Annotated in this window: 17 protein-coding genes, 1 tRNA gene and 3 pseudogenes; 13 read left to right on the top strand and 8 right to left on the bottom strand. The window is 61.1% G+C overall.

The annotated features are described in order from the left end of the window. Positions 1-481: 481 nt before the first annotated feature. From ftsZ to R3X27_RS07890, 6 genes are all read left to right on the top strand, one after another. Entirely contained in the window at positions 482-2,122 is a 1,641-nt protein-coding gene (gene ftsZ, locus R3X27_RS07915; RefSeq protein ID WP_317708304.1) for a cell division protein FtsZ, read from the top strand. Positions 2,123-2,347: 225 nt separating this feature from the next. Next, positions 2,348-3,268: a UDP-3-O-acyl-N-acetylglucosamine deacetylase gene (lpxC, locus tag R3X27_RS07910; protein ID WP_317708303.1), complete on the top strand. Its 921-nt coding sequence runs from the start codon at positions 2,348-2,350 to the stop codon at positions 3,266-3,268. 129 nt (positions 3,269-3,397) lie between these two features. Further along, the gene (locus tag R3X27_RS07905; RefSeq protein WP_317708302.1) at positions 3,398-4,249 is read left to right on the top strand and encodes an outer membrane protein assembly factor BamD; all 852 of its coding nucleotides are present in this window, start codon (positions 3,398-3,400) and stop codon (positions 4,247-4,249) included. Between the two features lie 163 nt (positions 4,250-4,412). Further along, positions 4,413-6,062: a DNA repair protein RecN gene (gene recN / locus R3X27_RS07900; protein WP_317708301.1), complete on the top strand. Its 1,650-nt coding sequence runs from the start codon at positions 4,413-4,415 to the stop codon at positions 6,060-6,062. Between the two features lie 96 nt (positions 6,063-6,158). Further along, complete coding sequence (locus R3X27_RS07895) at positions 6,159-6,722, top strand: rhodanese-like domain-containing protein (RefSeq protein ID WP_317708300.1); 564 nt, start codon at positions 6,159-6,161, stop codon at positions 6,720-6,722. A gap of 297 nt (positions 6,723-7,019) precedes the next feature. Then, positions 7,020-7,103: transfer RNA gene (locus tag R3X27_RS07890), tRNA-Tyr, on the top strand. A gap of 243 nt (positions 7,104-7,346) precedes the next feature. Here the strand turns inward: R3X27_RS07890 and R3X27_RS07885 are convergent. Both R3X27_RS07885 and R3X27_RS07880 read right to left on the bottom strand, forming a co-directional pair. Continuing rightward, positions 7,347-8,027 carry a hypothetical protein gene (locus tag R3X27_RS07885; RefSeq protein WP_317708299.1) on the bottom strand — a complete coding sequence of 227 codons (681 nt, stop codon included), beginning with the start codon at positions 8,025-8,027 and terminating at the stop codon, positions 7,347-7,349. Positions 8,028-8,382: 355 nt separating this feature from the next. Then, positions 8,383-10,224: a hypothetical protein gene (locus R3X27_RS07880; RefSeq protein ID WP_317708298.1), complete on the bottom strand. Its 1,842-nt coding sequence runs from the start codon at positions 10,222-10,224 to the stop codon at positions 8,383-8,385. A gap of 650 nt (positions 10,225-10,874) precedes the next feature. Here R3X27_RS07880 and R3X27_RS07875 point away from each other — a divergent pair. The 6 genes and pseudogenes from R3X27_RS07875 (at position 10,875) to R3X27_RS07850 (ending at position 15,590) form a co-directional block, all read left to right on the top strand. Next, the gene (locus R3X27_RS07875) at positions 10,875-12,473 is read left to right on the top strand and encodes an MFS transporter (protein WP_317708297.1); all 1,599 of its coding nucleotides are present in this window, start codon (positions 10,875-10,877) and stop codon (positions 12,471-12,473) included. A 214-nt stretch (positions 12,474-12,687) separates the two neighbouring features. Then, entirely contained in the window at positions 12,688-12,900 is a 213-nt protein-coding gene (locus tag R3X27_RS07870; RefSeq protein WP_317708296.1) for a hypothetical protein, read from the top strand. A 394-nt stretch (positions 12,901-13,294) separates the two neighbouring features. After that, a pseudogene (locus R3X27_RS07865) lies at positions 13,295-13,396 on the top strand (integrase core domain-containing protein); the annotation flags it as partial. A gap of 20 nt (positions 13,397-13,416) precedes the next feature. Further along, entirely contained in the window at positions 13,417-14,097 is a 681-nt protein-coding gene (locus tag R3X27_RS07860; RefSeq protein WP_317708295.1) for an amino acid permease, read from the top strand. Between the two features lie 68 nt (positions 14,098-14,165). Further along, positions 14,166-15,257: an agmatine deiminase gene (gene aguA / locus R3X27_RS07855; protein WP_317708294.1), complete on the top strand. Its 1,092-nt coding sequence runs from the start codon at positions 14,166-14,168 to the stop codon at positions 15,255-15,257. 192 nt (positions 15,258-15,449) lie between these two features. Then, the gene (locus tag R3X27_RS07850) at positions 15,450-15,590 is read left to right on the top strand and encodes a hypothetical protein (protein ID WP_317708293.1); all 141 of its coding nucleotides are present in this window, start codon (positions 15,450-15,452) and stop codon (positions 15,588-15,590) included. A gap of 151 nt (positions 15,591-15,741) precedes the next feature. On the opposite strand, the gene R3X27_RS25640 is transcribed toward R3X27_RS07850, so the two are convergent. From R3X27_RS25640 to R3X27_RS07825, 6 genes and pseudogenes are all read right to left on the bottom strand, one after another. Continuing rightward, positions 15,742-15,921 carry an integrase core domain-containing protein gene (locus tag R3X27_RS25640; RefSeq protein WP_411572474.1) on the bottom strand — a complete coding sequence of 60 codons (180 nt, stop codon included), beginning with the start codon at positions 15,919-15,921 and terminating at the stop codon, positions 15,742-15,744. Continuing rightward, a pseudogene (locus tag R3X27_RS07845) lies at positions 15,875-16,162 on the bottom strand (DDE-type integrase/transposase/recombinase); the annotation flags it as partial. The gene R3X27_RS25640 and the pseudogene R3X27_RS07845, both read right to left, overlap by 47 nt. Next, a complete protein-coding gene (locus R3X27_RS07840; protein WP_317708291.1) occupies positions 16,143-16,538 on the bottom strand; it encodes an IS3 family transposase in 396 nt (131 codons plus the stop codon). The pseudogene R3X27_RS07845 and the gene R3X27_RS07840, both read right to left, overlap by 20 nt. 74 nt (positions 16,539-16,612) lie before the next feature. Further along, positions 16,613-16,900 carry a transposase gene (locus R3X27_RS07835; RefSeq protein WP_317708290.1) on the bottom strand — a complete coding sequence of 96 codons (288 nt, stop codon included), beginning with the start codon at positions 16,898-16,900 and terminating at the stop codon, positions 16,613-16,615. Positions 16,901-17,114: 214 nt separating this feature from the next. Then, positions 17,115-19,535: a methyl-accepting chemotaxis protein gene (locus tag R3X27_RS07830; RefSeq protein ID WP_317708289.1), complete on the bottom strand. Its 2,421-nt coding sequence runs from the start codon at positions 19,533-19,535 to the stop codon at positions 17,115-17,117. A gap of 103 nt (positions 19,536-19,638) precedes the next feature. Further along, positions 19,639-20,095: pseudogene (locus R3X27_RS07825) on the bottom strand (transposase); the annotation flags it as partial. Positions 20,096-20,316: 221 nt separating this feature from the next. Between R3X27_RS07825 and R3X27_RS07820 the strand changes: the two are divergent. Beyond that, on the top strand, positions 20,317-20,735 hold a 419-nt coding region (locus R3X27_RS07820; RefSeq protein ID WP_317708288.1), incomplete at its 3' end, for a site-specific integrase.

The following is a 20,735-nucleotide window of genomic DNA, read 5'->3' as shown; positions in this document are numbered from 1 at the left end:
TGAAGCAAGACCGGTGCCCGCCATCCCCCCGGATGGCGGGTTTCGCGTTTTTTCCGGGACGGCCGAAAAAAGTTTTCCACAGGGTGTGGAAAAGGCTGGAAGTTCGGTCAGGCCTGTGCGACATTCGCGACCACGAAAAAAGGCCGGGACGAACCGGCATTCGGCAGGCCGAGCAGCCGCCCAGACATAAATGACATGGCTCGAAATTCACGCGAGCGCCTTGCAGAATTCGAATATTTTGCAAGGCTTTTGTGCTGATTGTGATGCCACCCCCTATATCTGGCCATATCGAGCAAATATCCGCTTTCCCGGGTAGGGAATTCCCATATTTTGTGGGTTTATTGCAATTTTCTGATGACGCGACCGTGGCCAGGGCGTATGCTCGAATGAAACAAATCGAATATCGGGGCAAAAATGCCTCAATAGGGACAGACAGCAAGTCACCCGGGGACAGGGTGGCGCAAATACAGGCGGAGAAGACATGGCTTTGAACCTCGGCATCCCCCAGGAGCAGGACGACCTCAAGCCCCGTATCACCGTGTTCGGTGTCGGCGGTGCTGGCGGCAACGCCGTCAACAACATGATCGAGAAGCAACTCGAAGGTGTTGAATTCGTCACGGCAAACACAGACGCCCAGGCGCTCCAACAGAGCAATGCCGAAAGCCGCATCCAGATGGGTGTGAAGGTGACCGAAGGCCTCGGCGCTGGCGCGCGTCCTCCGGTCGGTGCGGCGGCTGCCGAAGAGACCATCGAAGAGATCGTCGACCACCTGGCCGGTGCCCACATGTGCTTCATCACCGCCGGCATGGGTGGCGGCACCGGTACGGGTGCGGCTCCGATCATCGCTCAGGCCGCGCGCGAGCTTGGCGTGCTGACCGTTGGTGTCGTCACCAAACCCTTCCAGTTCGAGGGCGCAAAGCGGATGCGCCAGGCCGAAGAGGGCGTCGAGTCGCTCCAGAAGGTCGTGGACACGCTGATCATCATCCCGAACCAGAACCTGTTCCGGCTCGCCAACGAGAAGACGACCTTCACCGAGGCGTTCTCCCTGGCCGATGACGTGCTCTATCAGGGCGTCAAGGGCGTGACCGACCTGATGGTCCGTCCGGGCCTGATCAATCTCGACTTCGCCGACGTGCGCTCGGTGATGGACGAGATGGGCAAGGCGATGATGGGCACCGGCGAGGCCGAAGGCGAAGATCGCGCCATCCAGGCCGCGGAGAAGGCCATCGCCAACCCGCTGCTCGACGAGATCTCGCTGCGCGGCGCGAAGGGTGTGCTGATCAACATCACCGGTGCTGACGACCTGACATTGTTCGAACTCGATGAAGCCGCCAACCGCATCCGCGAGGAAGTGGATCCGGACGCCAATATCATCGTCGGCTCGACGCTGGATCCGGCGATGGAAGGCCGCATGCGCGTCTCCGTCGTGGCGACCGGCATCGATGCGTCTGAAGTTCAGCACGACATTCCGCGCCCCAGCCGCGCCGGTCTGCGCGCCATCGCAGCCGCTGCACCGGCTGAGGCCGAAACGGCTGCTGCGCCGGTCGAACCCGCCGCTGCCAGCGCCCGGATCGAGACCCCGGCCCAGACCGAGATGGCCCAGGCTGCCGAAGAGCCTTCGCTGTTCACCGGCTTTGCCGCGAAACCGGCGCAGGACGAGGTGATCGAAGAGGCCGAGGGTGACTTGCCGCCGCCGGCCTACCAGCAACCTGACGCCCGTGAGCCGCTTCCGCTGGTCGATGCGGTCGAGGAACCGGCCGAGGAATATGTCGCGCCACAGCCCCGCCGTGCCGGTACGCCGAGCCCGGAAGCCATCCAGCGCCTTCAAGCGGCGGTCAGCAAGGCAGCCCCGTCGGCCCCCTCCGCGCCGCGCGTCGAAACAGCGATCCAGAAGGCGGCAGAACCGTCCGCGGAGAAGCGCGGTTTCGGTATCGGCAACCTGATCCACAGGATGTCCGGAAGCGAGACTCCGGAGCGCCCCGCAACCGCGCCGCGCCAGCAGCCGCCGCAGTTGCGCCAGCAGACGGCCAGCCCGTCACAGGCCTATGAAGACGAGCAGGATGTCGATCCTGAACAGGAGCGGATCGAGATTCCCGCCTTCCTGCGGCGCCAGGCGAATTGACATTTTCGAACATCTGATTTCGAAAAGGGCCGGTTCCTCCGGCCCTTTTTTTGTTTCTTATCAGTGGTGAGGCTCTTCCATTGACGCTATCGGCGGGGTTTTGCTCATCTCCAAGAAGGCGATGTTTCACACGGTTACAATCTTTGAATTGAGGAAATGTGGCGGGCTTCGTATGTCCGGGATGCGGGGACTCTGCCCCCGCCAAGACATAAGAAAGACCCCGACGTGCAAACCACGCTGAACACCGCCACCACCTTGACCGGCTCGGGCCTGCATTCCGGCCGTCCTGCGCGTATCACGCTGTTGCCCGCCGCTGCCAATAACGGCATCACCTTCCGGCGCAGCGATATTTCCGAGGGCGATAACCTGCTGCCGGCACGGTGGGATGCGACGGTGCATGTGCCGCTTTGCACGATGCTGGTCAATGCGGATGGGGTGACGGTTTCCACGATCGAACATGTTATGGCGGCTTTGTCCGGTCTCGGTGTGCACAACGCAGTGATCGAGGTCAGTGGTCCGGAAGTGCCGATTCTCGACGGAAGCTCGGCGCCTTTCGTCGCGGCGATCCTCAAGACGGGCCTGCGGCGACTGAACGCACCGCTGACGGTTCTTCGCGTGTGCGAAACGGTCGAGCTGGTGGATGGCGACGCGCGGGCACGGCTGGAACCGGCCGAGGGGCTGGAGATCGACTTCGAGATCGACTTCACCGACGCGGTGATCGGTCGCCAGCATCGCAGCCTGAACATGGCCAATGGCGCCTTTGTCCGTGAGCTCTGCGACAGCCGAACCTTCTGCCGCCTGTCTGATGTCGAGAAGATGCGGGCCAATGGGCTGGCCCTTGGCGGCACGATGGACAACGCGGTCGTGGTTGACGGTGCCGAGGTGGTGACGCCCGGTGGCCTGCGGCATAGCGACGAGCCGGTGCGGCACAAGATGCTCGATGCGCTTGGCGATCTGGCGCTTGCCGGCGCGCCGATTCTCGGCCGTTATGTCGGCAACCGAGCCGGCCACACGGTTACAAACAAGCTTCTGCGCAAGCTTTTCGCGACGCCTGGCGCGTTGGAACGGGTCGCGTGCTCATCTGAAACTGCACGGAAATTGCCCGGTGTCGGCGTCAGTATCGCCGATCTCCGCGCTGTGGCCTGACAACATCCCGCGATTGCGTGACGGAAATCCGGTGCAGGGCGTTTTGCACCGGATTTTTCTGTGCTAGAGGGTGACAACTGCCGGCCAATCAGGCCGGCTCTGGGCAAGAGAGAGCAAGGGTATCAAGGCATGGCGGTGCGTGGTGTGGCAATCCGGCTGGTCGGTGCTCTGGCCGTCATAGCGATGTTGAGCGCTTGCGGCGATCGGAAGGGCATTTCGGCGAGTCGCGGGGTTCCGCTGGAGACCTTCACGGCCGAAGAGATCTTCAAGCGTGCCGAATACGACCTTGAGAACGGTGACCCGGACGATGCGGCGGAGCTCTTCGGAGAGATCGAACGTCTCTATCCCTACTCGGAATGGGCGAAACGGGCCCTGATCATGCAGGCTTTTGCCTTCCACAGTGATCGTGACTACGAGAACAGCCGCGCGTCGGCCCAACGCTATATCGACTTCTACCCGGCCGATGAGGATGCCGCCTATGCGCAGTATCTCCTCGCGCTGAGCTATTATGATCAGATCGACGAGGTCGGGCGCGACCAGGGCCTGACCTATCAGGCGCTCCAGTCGCTGCGCGAGGTCATCGAGATCTATCCGGACAGCGAATATGCGCAGTCGGCGATTCTGAAATTCGACCTCGCCTTCGACCATCTCGCGGCCAAGGAGATGGAGATTGGGCGATTCTATCTGCGCCGGGAACATCACACGGCGGCGATCAACCGGTTCCGTGTCGTGGTCGAGGAGTTCCAGACCACCTCGCACACCGCTGAAGCCCTGCACCGTCTGGTCGAGGCCTATCTCTCGCTGGGGCTCGAGGACGAAGCGCAGACCGCCGGCGCGATCCTTGCCTATAACTACCAGTCGACAGTCTGGTACAAGGACACCTACCAGCTTCTGGTCCAGCGCGGGCTGACGACCCAGGCCAAGGGCGACAACTGGCTGAGGCAGGTGCATCGCCAGATGGTCAAGGGCCAGTGGCTCTAGGCAGATCGGGGCGGCGCCGTCTTGCGCTTGCCATCGGCTGGACCTTGCGGCGCTTCATGAAGAGAAACCTGCCTGTTTGGCGCTTTCGCCTGCTGGCCTTTGGCCTGCCCGACGCGTTAGAAGGGGCTGACGGCGCGGGGTGCGCCCGGAGAAGGGGTGCGGGATGCTGCGCGGGCTCGATATCCGTGACATTCTGATTATTGATCGGCTGGAGCTGGAATTTCAGCCCGGCCTGAATGTGCTGACCGGCGAGACCGGGGCCGGGAAGTCGATCCTGCTGGATTCGCTCGGATTCGTTCTGGGATGGCGCGGACGGGCGGAGCTTGTGCGAGCCGGGGCAGGGCAGGGCGAAGTTGTCGCCTGGTTCGATCTGCCAGCGGCGCATCCGGCCCGCGACGTGTTGCGCGAGGCTGGCATCCCCGAAAGCGACGAGCTGATCCTGCGGCGGGTGAACACAGCCGAAGGGCGCAAGACGGCCTGGATCAACGACCGTCGTTGTTCGGGCGAGGTGTTGCGGCAGGTTTCGGCGACATTGGTGGAGCTGCATGGGCAGCACGATGACCGCGGCTTGCTCAATCCGCGTGGGCACCGGATCTTGCTGGATGAATATGCCGGGGCCACCGGGCAGTTGCGCGAGGTTCGGGCCGGCTGGCGCGCACGGCAAGCCGCGCACGCGGACGTCGCGGCGGCGCGGGCTCGGCTTGAGGCGCTGCGGGCGGAAGAGGAGTTCCTGCGCCACGCCGTGTCCGAGCTCGACGCGCTGGCGCCGGAACCGGGCGAGGAAGAGGAGCTCGATGCGCGACGTCGGCTGATGCAGAACGCCGAGCGCGTTCGGGAGGACATCTCCCGGGCTCATGCGGCGATCTCTGGCGCGGGCGCCGAGGGGTTGGTTTCCGACGCGATGCGTTGGCTCGACGGGGCGGCCGAGCATGTCGAGGGGCGTCTGGATGCGGGCGCCGAGGCGTTGGCCCGGGCGCTGGAGGCGCTCGGGGAGGCGGAACAAGAGATCGCGGAATGTCTCGACAGCCTCTCCTTTGATCCGCATGAATTGGAGCGCGTGGCCGAGCGGCTTTTTGCGCTGCGCGAGATGGCCCGGAAATATAAGGTTCTGCCCGACGACCTTCCTGCCAAGGCGGCTGAACTGGCCGGGGCGCTTGAGGCGCTGGATGCCGGTGTCGAAGGGCTCTCGTCGCTCGAGGCTGCTGCTGCGGCGGCCGATGCGGCCTATCTCGCGGCCTGCGAGGCGCTGAGCGAGACCCGTCGGGCGGCGGCAACGCGGTTGGATTTGGCAATGGCGGAGGAGCTGGCGCCGCTGAAGATGGAGCGGGCAGTCTTCTCGACTCAGATCTCGTCCGGCCAGACCGGGCCGGAGGGGCGCGACGAGGTCAGCTTTACGGTTGCCACCAATCCCGGGGCGCCGGCCGGACCGCTGGCAAAAATTGCCTCCGGCGGCGAGCTGTCACGCTTCCTGTTGGCGCTCAAGGTTTGCCTGATGGGCGAGTCCGGCGGCGTGACGATGATCTTCGACGAGATCGATCGCGGTGTCGGCGGAGCCACAGCGGATGCGGTCGGGCGGCGGCTCAAGGCGCTGGCCGAGGGCGCACAGGTTCTGGTCGTAACCCACTCGCCGCAAGTGGCCGCGCTTGGCGGACATCACTGGCGGGTCGAGAAGCGGGTTGCCGGGGATATGACCCTGTCGCGGGTCACAGCGCTGGACCCTTCGGCCCGGGTTGACGAACTGGCGCGTATGCTGGCCGGCGATGTCGTGACCGAACAGGCGCGGGCGGCGGCGCGAGCTTTGCTGCAAGTCTGAATGACGGCAGGTCACGAGTCCGGGAAGTCGATCAGGTCGCGTTTCCGAGTCTGGCGAACGGCGCTATCAACAATGTGACAAAGCCGAGAGGGAAAGATGAAACGGTTTTTTTCGACAATCGCCTTTTGTGCCGCTGCCTTCTCCCTGCAGATGGCACAGGCCGCCGACCTTCCTGCCTCTAAGCAGACGAAGCTCGGGCTCTATCTGTCCGCGGAGGAGGCCGCTCAGTATCTGGCCGAAACCCCGGATGCGATCATGATCGACGTCCGCACCCCCGAAGAGATCGCCGAGACCGGGCTGGCCGAGGAGGTCGATGCGCTGATCCCGCTGGCCATTGTCGACCGCAAGAAGGGGCTGATTTCCAATCCCGATTTCTACCCCGGCATCGTCAAGCTGGCGACGGACCACAATCTCGCTGCGGACCAGCCGATTGTCGTGATCTGCCGCTCAGGAAATCGCAGCGCCCAAGCGGCTAACGCAATTGCGCAGCTCGGCTTCCGGCAGGTCTATTCCGTGACCGATGGGTATGAGGGTGACCGTGCACGGAGCGGGCCGACGGCCGGCAAGCGGACCGTCAATGGTTGGAAGAATGCCGGTCTGCCCTGGCGCCCCGAAGATCCGGGAAATTGCGCCCCTGCGCGCGATGGCGGTGCCTGCTAGAGCGACTTGTCCCTGGGCGCTGCCCGAGGCGGCCGGCATTGGCAGGAAGCGTCTCGCTCTGGGCGAAAGACGTCTGGCGGTCTTCCCATGAAACACGACGCTCTCTTGTCAGCGCGGCCCCCGTCTCTGGCGTTGCCTGAGGCTGACTCGGGTGGTGATCCAACTGTCCCACCGGGATCGCTGGTCTGTCCGGAGCCATTAGCGCGTGGGGCCACACATCCAGGCCTCCCTGAACGCGAATTTCTGTCATTTTTCGGTTGACCCCGCCTGGTGGCTTGGCTATCCCCGCCCAGCGTCGGGCGACGTGCTGCAAGGTGCGGCAGCGGACTGTAACTCCGCCGGGGAGACCCATGCCTGGTTCGATTCCAGGGTCGCCCACCACTTGTACCAGCAAGTGGTTGTAATTAAAACTAATTGCAAATCAGTCAAACCCTACCCCACGAAATACCCGCCATCCGATGCGCGATGAAGTGCAACAGATCGCGAACCGAAACTGTTTGACGCCTATCGATATCGGCCGCCGGATTGCGCCGAATCAAACCTCGCATTTGCAGCGAAGTGCCGACCGGAACTGGTTGCCGAAATTCCTATACCCCGACCATCGAAATTCCCAGCGCCTGCGGCTTAAACCGGATCTTTTAAGCATCCGACTTTTAACTTGAGGAGGGCATCGACCTTGGCCGCGAGGCGGTATTGTTCGGCGAACGGTGAGAGCGGGGCGGTAAATCCCGCTTGGCTAGTAGGCACTGCGTTACCTTCTGGTTGCCAGAAAACGGAAACTTCAATGCCGCGGACCACATTCCGCAGACGCCGGAACTCACTATCATCGGCCGCCTGCTTGCAGAAGTTGATGAACCGACAGACAATCTGAAGATTGCCACGTTCATAGTGCCCGCCGGTGTTGATGCGATCGAGGGATGGCAGCATGTTATCGTCTGAGTGAGCCCCCCGGAATTGCAGCGGCAAGCCCGTGATGGCGCAGCGTTCGCCCTGAACTTCCAGCAGTTCGCGCAGGAGCTTGTCCAGTTCCGCGTTGGGCATGCGCTGTTCCTTGTTCTTGACCTTTGTCTCGATCACTTGATCGTTCGAGTTGAAAACAGTCTTGCCCACAGAATACTTGATCTCGGCGATCGGTTTTTCGCGGGCGCCCAAATATCTCTCGCTGGCTCTCGCACTGTTGGTATGCTCGCCCTTCGCTTCCATCCGCAACAGGGTCGAGAACAGCCAAAGCAAAGAATGTGCATCGGCGAGTCGAATATTTTCTAATCTTGCGGCGTGGGCGATGGGCTGGCGAAGAGCATCCAAGATGCCGTTGAACTCTTCATAATTCGACCAGGAGCAGTTTCTCAGGACTCCGCTTAACTGACCTAAGTGCCTGGAGCGGCGAATGCCGGCTGCCCCCCCCCTATAAATCGTTGCGCAGCAGCAGTGGCCGCCCGGCACCGAGTTCGAAGATCGTCGCGACCGGCCCACTGCGGTCATTCCGGGCCACACCGTCGAAAGGCAGGTCCAGTTTCTCAATCGCCGACGACCGGTGACTGGAAGCAGCGTTGGTACGGCCTCCACGCGATCATCTCATGGATTTACCAATCTTGTGCCTGCCGAGGCTTGGAAGTTTCGGAGCGCTTGGCGGCTGGTTTGCGTCAATGCTTCGACCTTGTCAAACCTGCCCGTAGAGTTCATCCCAATCCACACTCTGGATCGCGTCTTCGCCCGCACGTTTCAACGCAAATTCAATGGTGCTTCCGGGATTCCCCAGCAGGATGAAAAATGCTCGTTCTGCAATTTCGATTACTATTCCTGTGTCCATCTCCTTCAGACCGCTTAGATCCGGATCGGCTGATACCAGATCGTACGCCCGGTTCCAGAGGTCCTTCAGACGACTTCTGAACTCTCTTACCCGCTCCGCCGGTTCCGACATGTCCTCAGGGAGCAGGTGCCCGAATGCCTGGTCCGTAATGCCTGTGGCGTGGCCCTTGAAGCCGAAGCAAGAAAGGGCATCCCACCACGCGTCTTCCATCCACGAAACTATGGCGCCAGCGTCGTTTCGTGGAGTTCCCTCAAGCTTTGCCCGTTGAGTTCTAAAGAATTCCTGGATGGATTCGATGTTTCTTAGGGAAGCACGCTCGCCCGGGCTGAGAGTGAAATGGACAAGTAATCCCGTCACCATCCCGGGCAGGCTTTGTGTGATGATGTCCAGCAAGAATTCCTTGAATGCCGGTTTTGGGCCGGTCGGAAGTCTGACTCCGCTATCAATCCCGGCCTTGCGGCACGTTTCGGAAAAGGTTCGCGCCCATCTCGGACCGTTGCCGTTTCTTGCAGCCTGCTTCGCGCGTTCGTTGGTTAGATCTGGCAATGGCGCGAAGGAGGAGGCCCCGCTCAGCACGTCGATGAAGGCACTCCTGTCTTCCTTCTCTCTGTGGGCCGCCCTGGCAAGCCGACCAACCGCATCAACGTTGTCGTGGTACTCGACGAACGCCAACCTGAAAGCAAACCGGCGCCATTGGAGATCTTTTCCGCCCTCGGCGATGTCCATCAGAACGCCAAAGGTTGAAGCGCGATGACGGCGCCGGATCGCCAGCCAGAACAGCGCCGCCTCCCTGAGCTTCCCATCGGTGAACCTTGTTAGGGCGTGCAAGGTGTCGAACGGGGTTTCATCAACGTTCGACACCAAATACGCACGAAAGAACTCGGCGATGCTTGCATCCAACTGGGCGTCCTTGGTCGCCAGAAGCCTCCGAACGAGCGTGTCGATCAGACGGTGGTATTCCGGCTCGTTCCGGCAAAGACGATGCATCTTGTCAAGGTTGCCGGCATCGCGATGAAGAGGAAAGGCGGCCCAGAAATCGCGGATAAGCGGCCATAGATTCCGGTGCCCCTTCTCGTAGCGGTCATTCAGGTAGTCCGAAATCACTCCCTTGTCTGTCGTCCACGTTCCCGAACCGTCGGGCGGGAGGCGTTTCGGGAGAGCTCCGACAAAGTGGCGCAACATGTTGATCGTTCCGGGAGCTTCCGGCAAATGAACCAGGGCGAAGGCCAGAACAGTCATGATTTCGTCGGTTGGAGCGGATGCAAAAAGCGCCTGATAGAGCTTGCCCATCGCGCGCGCCGCGGCGTCGGGTGGAAAGGCTGCGTGCAGTTTCGGCAGCCAGAACTTCAATCTGAGGTGGCGCTGCGAGTCCCAATAGCCTGGCGCATTCAGGGATACCGGGTGCGGCATCTCCCGAATGACGTGGAGCAGATAGGCAGTGGCTTCCTCGTCGCTGTCGTAGAGTGCCAGCAACGCCAACGCAGCGGGATCGTTTCGCGCATCGAAACGCTTGACGTAGTAGTACCCGCCATAGCCCTGTCCGTCTTCCCGGCGATCAATGTAGGGCAGGTCGTTGAAGTGCCGCTCCAAGGCCTGGCGCGCCCTTTCAGTATCAACGACACCGTCGTTATGGACGTCGTGGTGCAAGTGAAGCCTCTTCAGTTGATCATGGAGGTCCTTTGAATCCTGCACTTGCTGCTCCTTCGAAAAAGCTGTCTTTGCACTGGCTACTCAGTTCACAAACGTGCGTGTTTGCAAAGTGCCGGCACGTGGGCTGTTTTGTGGCGGTGACAAAGGCATTCTCTTTGCGTGTCCAGCCACTCTCACAAAAGACGGTCGCTTGGTTCGCCGAGCATCCGTATCGGAAGCTCTCGACAGAATAGTAGCCGAATCCTCAACGCGTAGCGGCAAACCGCAAACGTCATCCGTAAAGCCGTCATTCGTTCAATGCACGGCGAATGCCTTCTGTCCGCCCTCCCTGTTAATCTTTGCGCAGCAGCACTGGCCGCCCGGCACCGAGTTCGAAGATCGTCGCAACCGGCTCTGGGCAGCCATTCGCGAGCCTCTCAGTCGTCCAAGCGAAGCTTCCCCAGAACCGTCATTCGTCGAAGGCGCAGTGTGCCCAAATCCTCCATGTCCGAAAGAACGGTTTCAGGGTTTGTGACGCTGCCAGGCCCGCGAATGAGGCATCGGCCAAACATGACCTGCGGGCCACAGGAACCCGAATGGTCGGGGCTTGTCCCTTGCCCGGAACAGGCGCACAACTGCGGCGTGTCCCGACGCAGCCCCGCCCCTCGGCGTTGCCTGCCCGGACGGAATCCGACCTGAAACGGAGTGCGGCAATGGCCAGCGGTACCTTTGCGCCATTCACCTTCCGGACCTACCGGCTGCTGTGGTTCGCAGCACTCGCCTCCAATCTCGGTGGTCTTATCCAGAATGTCGGCGCTGGCTGGCTGATGACCTCGCTTTCCGACGCGCCGGTCATGGTGGCACTGGTGCAAGGCTCAGTGACGCTGCCGCTGGCAGTGCTGTCGCTGCTGGGCGGCGTCTTTGCCGACAACTACGAACGTCGCAACGTCATGATCGCAGCCCAAGGTTTCATGCTGGTCGCATCCGCGCTGCTGGCCGCACTGGCCTGGATCGGCGGGCTTGGCCCTTGGGGGCTGCTTGCCTTCACTTTCGCCATCGGCTGCGGCCAGGCAATCCACCTGCCCTCCTGGCAGGCCTCGGTCGGAGATCTGGTACCGCGCGAGCACCTGCCGCAGGCCGTGATGCTCAACGGCATGGGGTTCAACCTGATGCGAAGCGCCGGCCCGGCGCTCGGCGGCGTGATCGTGGCGGTTTTCGGTGCCGCTGCGGCCTTCGTGGTCAACACCATCACCTATGTGCCCGTGCTGCTCGTCCTTGCCGGATGGAAGCCGGAACGGGCGCCGGACCCATTGCCGCGTGAGCCCATCGGCGCGGCGCTCAGGGCCGGCATGCGCTATGCCGCGCTCTCCGCCGACCACCTGCGGATCATGTTCCGCGGCGCCATATTCGGCCTCTCGGCCGTCGCGGTACTCGCAATCATGCCCTTGGTGGCACGTCAGCTTCTGGACGGCACCGCGGTAACCTTCGGCACACTTCTGGCAAGCTTCGGCATGGGCGCGGTGACCTCGGCGCTCTCGATGCGCCATGTGCGCGCGCACCTTGCCAACGAAAAGATCGTGCGCGGCTCCTTCACGCTGATGGCCACGGGCCTCGTCGTCATCGGCATGTCCGGCTCGGTCTGGCTGACAGGGGCGGCTGCCTTTCTCTGCGGCAGCGCCTGGCAATCTGCCATGTCGCTTTTCAATGTCGCGGCCCAGCTCTCCACGCCACGCTGGGTGCTTGGGAGGATCATGTCGCTCCTGCAGGTCTTCACCTTCTCCGGCATGACGCTTGGCAGCTATGTTTGGGGTCGACTGGCAAGCGAGACCGACATCCCGACCGCGCTGACCGCGGCGGCCTTGCTCTGCCTGCTGGGTACGCTCGTCGGGTTCGTCATGCCGCTGCCAAACGAGGACGGGCGCAACCTCGATCCCTTCGAGGGCTTCACCCCGCCCGAGCCCGCACTCGACATCACCATGCAGAGCGGGCCGATCAAGGTCTCGGTAGAATTCCGCATCCCGTCCGAGAACACAGATGCCTTCCTGAAAGTGATGGCGGCGCGGCGGGTTATCCGGCTGCGCGACGGCGCCAATGGCTGGTCGCTCTATCGCGACCTGAACGATCCCGGGCTCTGGCATGAGAGCTACCGCGTCTCGACCTGGGCGGAATACCATCGGCACATGGCGCGCCGAACCACGGCTGATGCCGAAAACTACCGTGAGTTGGAGGCACTGCACGCAGGCGACACGGCACCCCGAGCACGCCGCTGGATCGAACGTCCGGCCGAAGTGCGCCAGCAAGTTTTCGAGTAACGAGGCACGGGCGCATGCTGGCCGGACCGGGCATCGACGCCCTGGCACGGGATATCCTGTCCGACGGCAGGCGCGCGGCGGGATCGTCGGTGCCAACCTGCCGCGGGACCGGAATGTGAACTGACCCACGGACAACGCCCGCCTCGTGCTGCGTTGTTCGCCCTGGCGGCCTGAGCAATTCGCCCGGCTTCGCCTGCTGGGAGCATGGCAGTCCATGATGTATATGACTCACTATGGCGCCCTGGTGCCGCCCAAACACAAGAAGTACCTGCGCAAGGTCGCGAAAGGCCGTCGAGAGCATTTTACCGGCCAGATGAATATCGGCGAATCCGGCGACGAATGGATCATCGATGTCGAAAGCCACACGGAAATGATGGTCGCATTGATCCTCGATGGACGGCGGGATGTCGCGAACTTTGAGAACTAGGTTCCGTTCGAGTGGGTTGATCAGAACGGTGTCGCCCGCACCCATTTATTCGATTTTCGGGCATTTCTGAAAGACGGCACCAAGATTGCGATCATTGTGAAGGCAGACCACCGAACGCAGAGTATCCGCCTTCGAAGTCGGAGATGAGTTGCTCATCGGTGAAAACGCATGGACCGTATGCAGCCGTCTGGAAAATGGCTTCGGGTTGATGCCGAAAACTGGACCGTGGATCATTCAGCTTTTTTCAAACTCCGAACTCGGGAATTATGTTCAGAATATGCCACCCGAAAGTGCCACGATGCCATCCACTGCCCGGCAGTGCATGTTTGCATGCATGAGAGGGACGGATCGCGGAGCTGATGCCGTCATTCCACCTCGCAAAAACGCCCGCTTGTGGAAACACTACAACACAGCCAGGCCGCACAGTTCACTCGGTTACAGGCCGCCCGCGCCAGAGGCGTTCATACCGATAGATCAGAGACCAATCATGCATTAGCATTCAACCCAGACCACCATTTGGGGTCACCTCACGATATCAACCGATTTCTGCATCAGAGCCCGCTGCAGAAGCTCTTTGGCACCGGCGCCTTCGGCAATTTCATGGTCTATTCTGTCGGTATCCTGGCGCTGTTCACTTTCGTTTCCAACATGGTGACCTGGACTATGGGCGCCTCCCGCGCTGCACAGGAAGCCGCCACCACCGGCGAGTTGCCCGCAGCCGTCGCCAAGGAAGACACCCAGTGTCGCACGCCCACCGGTGCCAACAACATCACCGGCATCGTATCCACCTTCGTGGTCGTGCTTTACGGCCTGGTCCTGACCATGATGGGCTCGGCAACGGGCGACGAACTCTTCTGGACCGCCTTCGCCTTCTCGAGCTGCATCTTCCTGCTGCCCTACCCGTTCATGTTCCCGTCCTATCTGCGGCTGCGGGCCATCGACACCGGCACGGAACGTCCCTTCAGGGTCCCGGCTGGCTCGCTGGTGCAATACCTGCTGGCCGGCATCGCCTTCCTCTTCGTTGTGCAGGCCGTGCTGCTCTTCATCTTCCCGGAGATCTTTTCGGGCGTCGTTGACTGGGCCTACACGTTGCCGGTGGCTGCGGGTGTGCTGATCACGATCGGTGTCGGCGAATACCTGCTGTCGGGTGCCGAGAAGCGCATGAGCCAGATGGAGGCGGAGACACCCGCCGAGTGATTTGACACTCCGCCCGGCCGCCGTCACGGTGGCCGGTGCGGCACTTCTCTCCAAACAGGATAAGAACAATGGCCAAAGTGCACGATACCAAGCCCGCCGCCGATGGCTTCCACATGCCGGGCGAAGATGCGCCCCATTCCGAGATCTGGATGGCCTGGCCGGAGCGCCCGGATAACTGGCGCAACGGCGCCAAACCGGCGCAAGGCTGCTTTGTCGAGGTGGCCAAGGCCATCGCCGGCGCGACCCCCGTCACGATGACGGTCTCCGCAGCGCAATATGACAATGCCCGGTCCCGCCTGCCGGACAATATCCGCGTCGTCGAGATGTCGACCAATGACAGCTGGATGCGCGATATCGGCCCGACCTATGTCGTCAATGGCAGGGGCGAGCGCCGTGGCGTCCAGTGGGATTTCAATGCGTGGGGCGGTCTTGTCGACGGGCTCTATTTCCCCTGGGACCGTGACGACCAGGTTGCGGGCAAGATCTGCGAGATTCACCGCGACGCCAGCTACCGCGCGGGCATCATCCTCGAAGGCGGTTCGATCCACACCGATGGCGACGGCACGCTGTTTACCAACGAGGAATGCCTTCTGCACCCGTCGCGCAATGCCGACATGAGCAAGGCGGAGATCGAGCAGGCGCTGAAGGACAATCTCGGGGTCGAAAAAGTGCTCTGGCTGCCGGAGGGGCTCTATAGCGACGAGACCAACGGCCATATCGACAACCTGATCCATGTCGTGCGCCCCGGCGAGGTGATCCTGTCCTGGACCGAGGACAAGGACGACCCGCAATACGCGATCTCGCAGCGGGCCTACGAGTTCCTGTCCAATGCCACGGATGCGAAGGGCCGCAGCTTCAGGATCCACAAGGTCCACATCCCCGGCCCGCTCTATTTCACCGAAGAAGAGGCCGCCGGCATCGACATGTCCGACGGAATGGAACGCGAGGCTGGCGAGCGGATGGCCGGGTCCTATGCCAACTTCCTGATCACCAATGGCCGGATCATCCTGCCGCTGCTGGACCCGAAATGGGACGGACCGGCGCGGGACGTGCTGCAGGAGGCGTTCCCGGATTTCGAGATCGTAGGCGTGCAGGCGCGCGAAATCCTGCTCGGTGGCGGCAATGTCCATTGCATCACACAGCATGTCCCGGCGGTATGATCGCCCGGAACGCATAGCAAACGAATGAAAATGTCGGGTGCCCGCGCCCGGCATCTTGTGTTTTCGGAGCCTGACCGTCAGCGGCGCGTGCCGCGAGCGGAAGTGGCCGACCGGCGGCGACGGGAACGCATGGTTCGGGACAGGCTGCTGCAAGGAACAAGGTCGAACAACAATCGGCGAGGGAGAGACGGCATGGGTTCATCAGGCGAGGGCATCGGCCTTTTCGGCATCATCTTCTTCGTGATATCGGGGATGGTCGGCTTTGACGGCGTGTCGGCCACCGCCGCCGTCGGCCCCTCCATGTTCGGCTGGTGGGCGGTAATCATCCTGTAGTTCCTGATCCCCAACCTGCTCGTGGTTTCCGAGCTTGGCACGGCCTTCCCGGCCGAAGGCGCGGTTTATGACTGGGCCCATCAGGGGGTGGGGCCGAAATGGGCGGCGCGGGTCGGTTGGTATTACTGGATCAACGTGTCCAGCCCCATTTCTATGGGCCATTTTCAAGTAGAGTTTCGGGCACCGGAGGACGCATTCCGAGCGCCTGATGTGGTCGGGTGTGATTGTACTCTCTGAGCCAAAGTTTTGATGACGACCTGAGCCTGTCTGGTTGTTGTGAACCATTCGGCGTCCAGGACTTCTCTGCGTAGAGTGCCGTTGAAGCGCTCATTGTAGCCGTTCTCCCAAGGTGATCCTGGATAGATCCGGATGGGTCTGATGCCGACCTTTTCGAGCCAGCTCTGTGTCGCTTCTGATGCGAACTCTGGGCCGTTGTCGCTGCGAACAAACTCAGGTTTGCCGTGACGCAGGAAGAGGCCGTAGAGGACCTCCAGCACATCCTCGGAGCCCATACGGGTGCGAACCTCCACTGCGAGCGCCTGCCGGGTGTATTCATCCAGGACCGTCAGCATCTTGTAGCTGCGGCCATTGCTGAGCTTGTCGTGAATCGAGCCATCGGGAGCGCCATTGGCCCGAGCCACAATGGCGAGGATCAACGCTCCAGACGTGGTTGCGGTGCGTTGGCCGTAGCCGGATGATCGAGCTGTCCTTGTGATACAGGCGTCGCTTCTTCTTGTGCCGCTGGGGAAGTTGCAAGCCTTCTTCGCTCCAGAGGCGCTCCACCTTCTTGTGGTTCACAAGCCAGCCTTCGACGCGAAGCAGTTCGGCCACCTTGCGGTAGCCGTACCGGCCATAGCTCTTTGCCAGTCGGATCATAGCCAACCGCAGGGCGTTCTCGTCTTTTTCGATGGCCCTGTACTGCATGGAACTTCGCGCCAGGCCGATCACCCTGCAGGTCCGGCGCTCCGACGTGGCGAGCTTCTGGCGAGTGTGAATGACGGCCTGACGAAGTTGGCTCGTCGTCAGGCCCGTGGCTTTAGGTAGTTCAGGCTTTCCTTGCGAATGAGCTTGTCCAGTTCCAACTCCGCCACGATCTTCTTGAGCCGGGCGTTTTCTTTCTCAAGGTTACGCATCTCCGACAACTGCGACTTGCCCATCCCGCCGAACCGACGCCGCCAGTTGTAGTAAGTCGCATCGCTGACACCGACTGTACGACAGGCCGTTCGAACGTCCTTGCCATCCGCCAGCTTCAGTTCGATCTCACGCAGCAGCTTCAGGACATCCTCGTCCGAATACCGTTTCCGAGACATCTACCGTTCCCCCTTTCTTGGTACAAACAATGGCCCAGTTTTAGGGGGCAGTCACACACCCATTGGCGGCGGTCCTTAATTCGCATCGAGGTCTTTCATGGCAAACCGAGTTCGGCACGAAAGGATCAATGGGTCGGAACAACGGTATCCCACGAAGTTCCCGGCCGGCATCAAATTGTGGGACGTTCCAAACTGATGCCGGCCTGATCGGAACTCAAAAGTCCTCCCACCCCTCATCGAGATTCGGCACCGCGCCTGATTTGCCGGCACTGGCGACGAGCGCAGTTTTGGGCGCCGGCTTCGTTGCAACAAGGCGCCCCGAAGGGGCTCGGCGGGTGTGGTCGGCGACCAACGAGAAACTGCCGGTGTTCTGTTCCAGTGTCTCTGCCTGCGATTTGAGAGAGCCAACTGCAGCGGTGGTTTCCTCGAACATGGCCGCGTTCTGCTGGGTGACCTGATCAAGTCGGTTCACTGCGGTGGAAATCTCTGCCAAGCTCGTCGATTGTTGAGCCGATGTGTCGGCGATAGACTCCACGAGCCCGTTAAGATCCAGAACCATCTTCCCGATTTCGTCGAGCGCCCGACCGGAATCATTGGCAAGTTTGGCACCGTCATCGACCTGCTGAGTGGATGCGGTAATCAGGTCTCCAATCTCCCGAGCGGAATCCGACGAGCGCTGTGCAAGTGCCCGCACTTCGGATGCGACGACCGAGAAACCACGGCCCGCATCGCCCGCTCGCGCCGCTTCGACGCCAGCATTGAGTGCTAGCAGATTGGTCTGGAAGGCAATGTCGTCAATGACATTCGTGATCTGAGAAATCTTCTTCGAGCTTTCCGCGATTGCGGACATCGCATCTATGGTGCGCCTAACCACTTGGCTACCGGTTTCGGACTTCTCTCGGGCCCGGACAACCGTGGCCGCAGCGTTGTTCGCCCCGGTACTCGAGTTTTCCACCGAGGCCGTCAATTCGGTGATTGCCGCTGCGGTCTCCTCCAACGAAGCCGCCTGGGATTCCGTCCGCCGCGACATTTCCGATGCGGCTTCGTCCAATGCATCACTGTCACTGCGGATGGCCAATGAGGTCTCAATGATCGAACCGACCAACGTCGCGATCTTTCCAACGGCTCCATTAAAGTCCCGCCGAAGCTGCTCGTATTCTTTCGGGAACACCTCGTCGATCTGGACACTCAGATCGCCGCTCGACATGGCGCTCAACGAACGCGTAAGAGCGTCGACAACTTTTTTCTGTTCAGCGGCACGGGCCCGGCGCTCAGCTTCAGCTTGCTCCCGCAACATGTCCCGCTCCTGCTTGGCCTTCGCCTCGCGTTCGCGTTCTTCGGCTTCAGCCTGTGCCTGCCGGTTGCGCTCGGCCTCGGCACGTTCATGGGCTTCCTGCTCCTCCCGAAGGGCGCGTTCGCGGTTTTCCTTCTCCCGCTGTCTTTCCTCTTCTTCGAGCCGCTGTCGTTCGATCATGCCGTTACGGAAAACCTTGAGCGCTGCTGCCATCCGGCCGATTTCGCCGTGCGGGTTCTTGAAGCCCTCGACCGGGGCAAGATCGCCCGTGGCGAGGCGTTCGGTTACTGCCGTCACCCGATAGAGCGGGCGGACGATCAGGAAGATCGTTCCGGCAGTGGCGAGCACGAGGATCGCAATACTGATCCAGGCAATGCTCAGCATCGTGTCCTGACCGTCAATGGACGAGGCTTCGAGATAGCTGCTGGCACTTTCGATATCGGCTATCGACTCGCGGCCAAAATCGCGTGCCAGATTGGTAATCTCGCGCACATGTTCGGAAGCCTCTATTGCGGCCTCGTCTGCGGCCGCTCGCGCTTCAACCACAGTTCCTCGGGCCGCGAGTATGCCGGTTTCCTGCTCTACGCTGGAGCTGATATCGCCGAGTGCACTCATGATGTCAGCGTCATGGACGAAGTTCTTCGAAAGGGTCGAAATGCTTGCCATGATCTCATCGGCGCGAGTCTGAGATCCGGCCACGCCCGCTGCGTCGTCTGCGGATGCGCCCGTGAGAACAGCCGACTGGATCTCGCCGATAAGGCGTTCGAGACTTGTGGCTTGTTCGAGACGCAATAGCTGAGGTTGAATGGTGTCGCCGGAAGCGGTCCTGGCCGCGCGATACGCCTCCTTGACGTCGTGTCCAAGGTGCGTGTTTGCCTCCGACACCGCGATGCCGAGCGCATCCGACCCTTCGAGCGTGGCTTCATCGAAGGCGAGATCTACCTTGCGTGCTTCCGCCAACTCCTCGATGTGCTCCAATCCCTCCTCGATGTTGTACAAGAAGGCGTCTTTCAACTCGCCGCCAAGATGCTCGACGGATTGCTCCAGAGCGCTCATGTGTTCGCGGGCACTCACGAGGCCTTGCTGTATCTCCTCTTCGCTACCTGCGATCAGCAAGGCGGAAAGTGCTTCGTTGAGCTCGCCATTGGTTTCGATGATGGCGGAGCTTTCCTTCATCGCCGGCACCAGCTTGGTGTGAAACCGGTCGAGCGATAAGGAGGTTTCGCCGAAGAGTGTGAACCCGGTCCAGACAGCAAAGACCGTGAGGCCTCCAATCGAAAGCAGCATTCCCAGGACTTTGATGACGATGCTTGAGGAAAGGTTCCGTAGTGTAGTCAGCATAAAGGATTCCAGAGTAGGGGCGCCCGGCTGGTGAATTTGGCTTCGACTCACATGGGCACAATGGATCGGGCGACAAGGATGAAAGACTGGTAGCAGCCAGCCACTAACAATCGGTTAGGGCGTGTCGGATTTGGAGCTCAACGAGCTGTGGGTCGAAATCCCGCGCCATGAGGCTGTGTCCCAGCAGTTTGACGCAGTGTGGCTACGTCTCGACGCGGCTTCGACGGTGGTATCCGCTCCAATGTCGCCAGATGGCTCGACCCACGAATTCTTATGCGCGTAGCGCCTCGTTCCGCGCCTCAGCTACGGCAGTTTGTTCGCTTCCATATTGCGCAGCAATGCCCGAGAGAGATCTAGAGGTGCAGCGGCCCTTTCGAACGTCGATTCGGGTTATTCACGGCCAGAGATTTCTGGCAACGGCACAAGGTGCTGTAGTCGGGCACCGACCAGTCGAACCCTATCAAATCCAACAAACTTTCGACGAACCCGGTCGTTTGGCGCAGTAAACAATCGAATAACACTTTCGTAGCGAGACAGATTTGCACCGCACTCGTCGGGAAAAGCCTTCATTCATTTTCGGGACAGCTTTTGAAGCAAGACCGCGGCTGCGGATAACTGCATCAAGTCCCTTCGTTCCGCCTATACTTGGGGTCACGAGCGCGGAAAATACGCTCGTTCCGACGTGTTTTCTGTCGAGAATATCCATCGCTCCCGAGGTGGCGCGACGCCATGGGAACCCGAAGACATCGAGTAATTCCTACGGCCGCATGGACCGGGTACCATGGCGCGCCTCTGGTTCTGCGAAGCGGACACGACCGCCGGGCGGATCGGGGACATGCATCACCTGGGACAGAAGAACCTGAAGGATATCGAAGGCGACGCATTCCTAATCTACCAGCCGCAGAAACGTGGATCGAAAAAGGTCTCGGCTCCTGTTCAGGAGGCCTTGGCCCGTGAACTCGACCTCCATGATCTCAGCCGTAAAACCTTTCTTGTGACCGAACATGGCAAGCCTTCTGCCAACTCCGGAAGCCTCGACAATCGCGTCCGCAAGTGGATCAAGCGGGCAGGTCTTGTCGATTTGAATGGGAGGGTGACCCACTCACAGCATGGCAGCCGAAATGGCGTGGCCACGGCGATGGGCGAAGATGGGTCCAGCCTGTTCGAGATCATGGCACTGCTCGGGCATTCCGATCCCCG

It is taken from the genome of Tropicimonas sp. TH_r6 (assembly GCF_033101155.1).
Classification (GTDB): domain Bacteria; phylum Pseudomonadota; class Alphaproteobacteria; order Rhodobacterales; family Rhodobacteraceae; genus Tropicimonas.
This window is presented reverse-complemented; position numbering and strand designations above follow the sequence as displayed.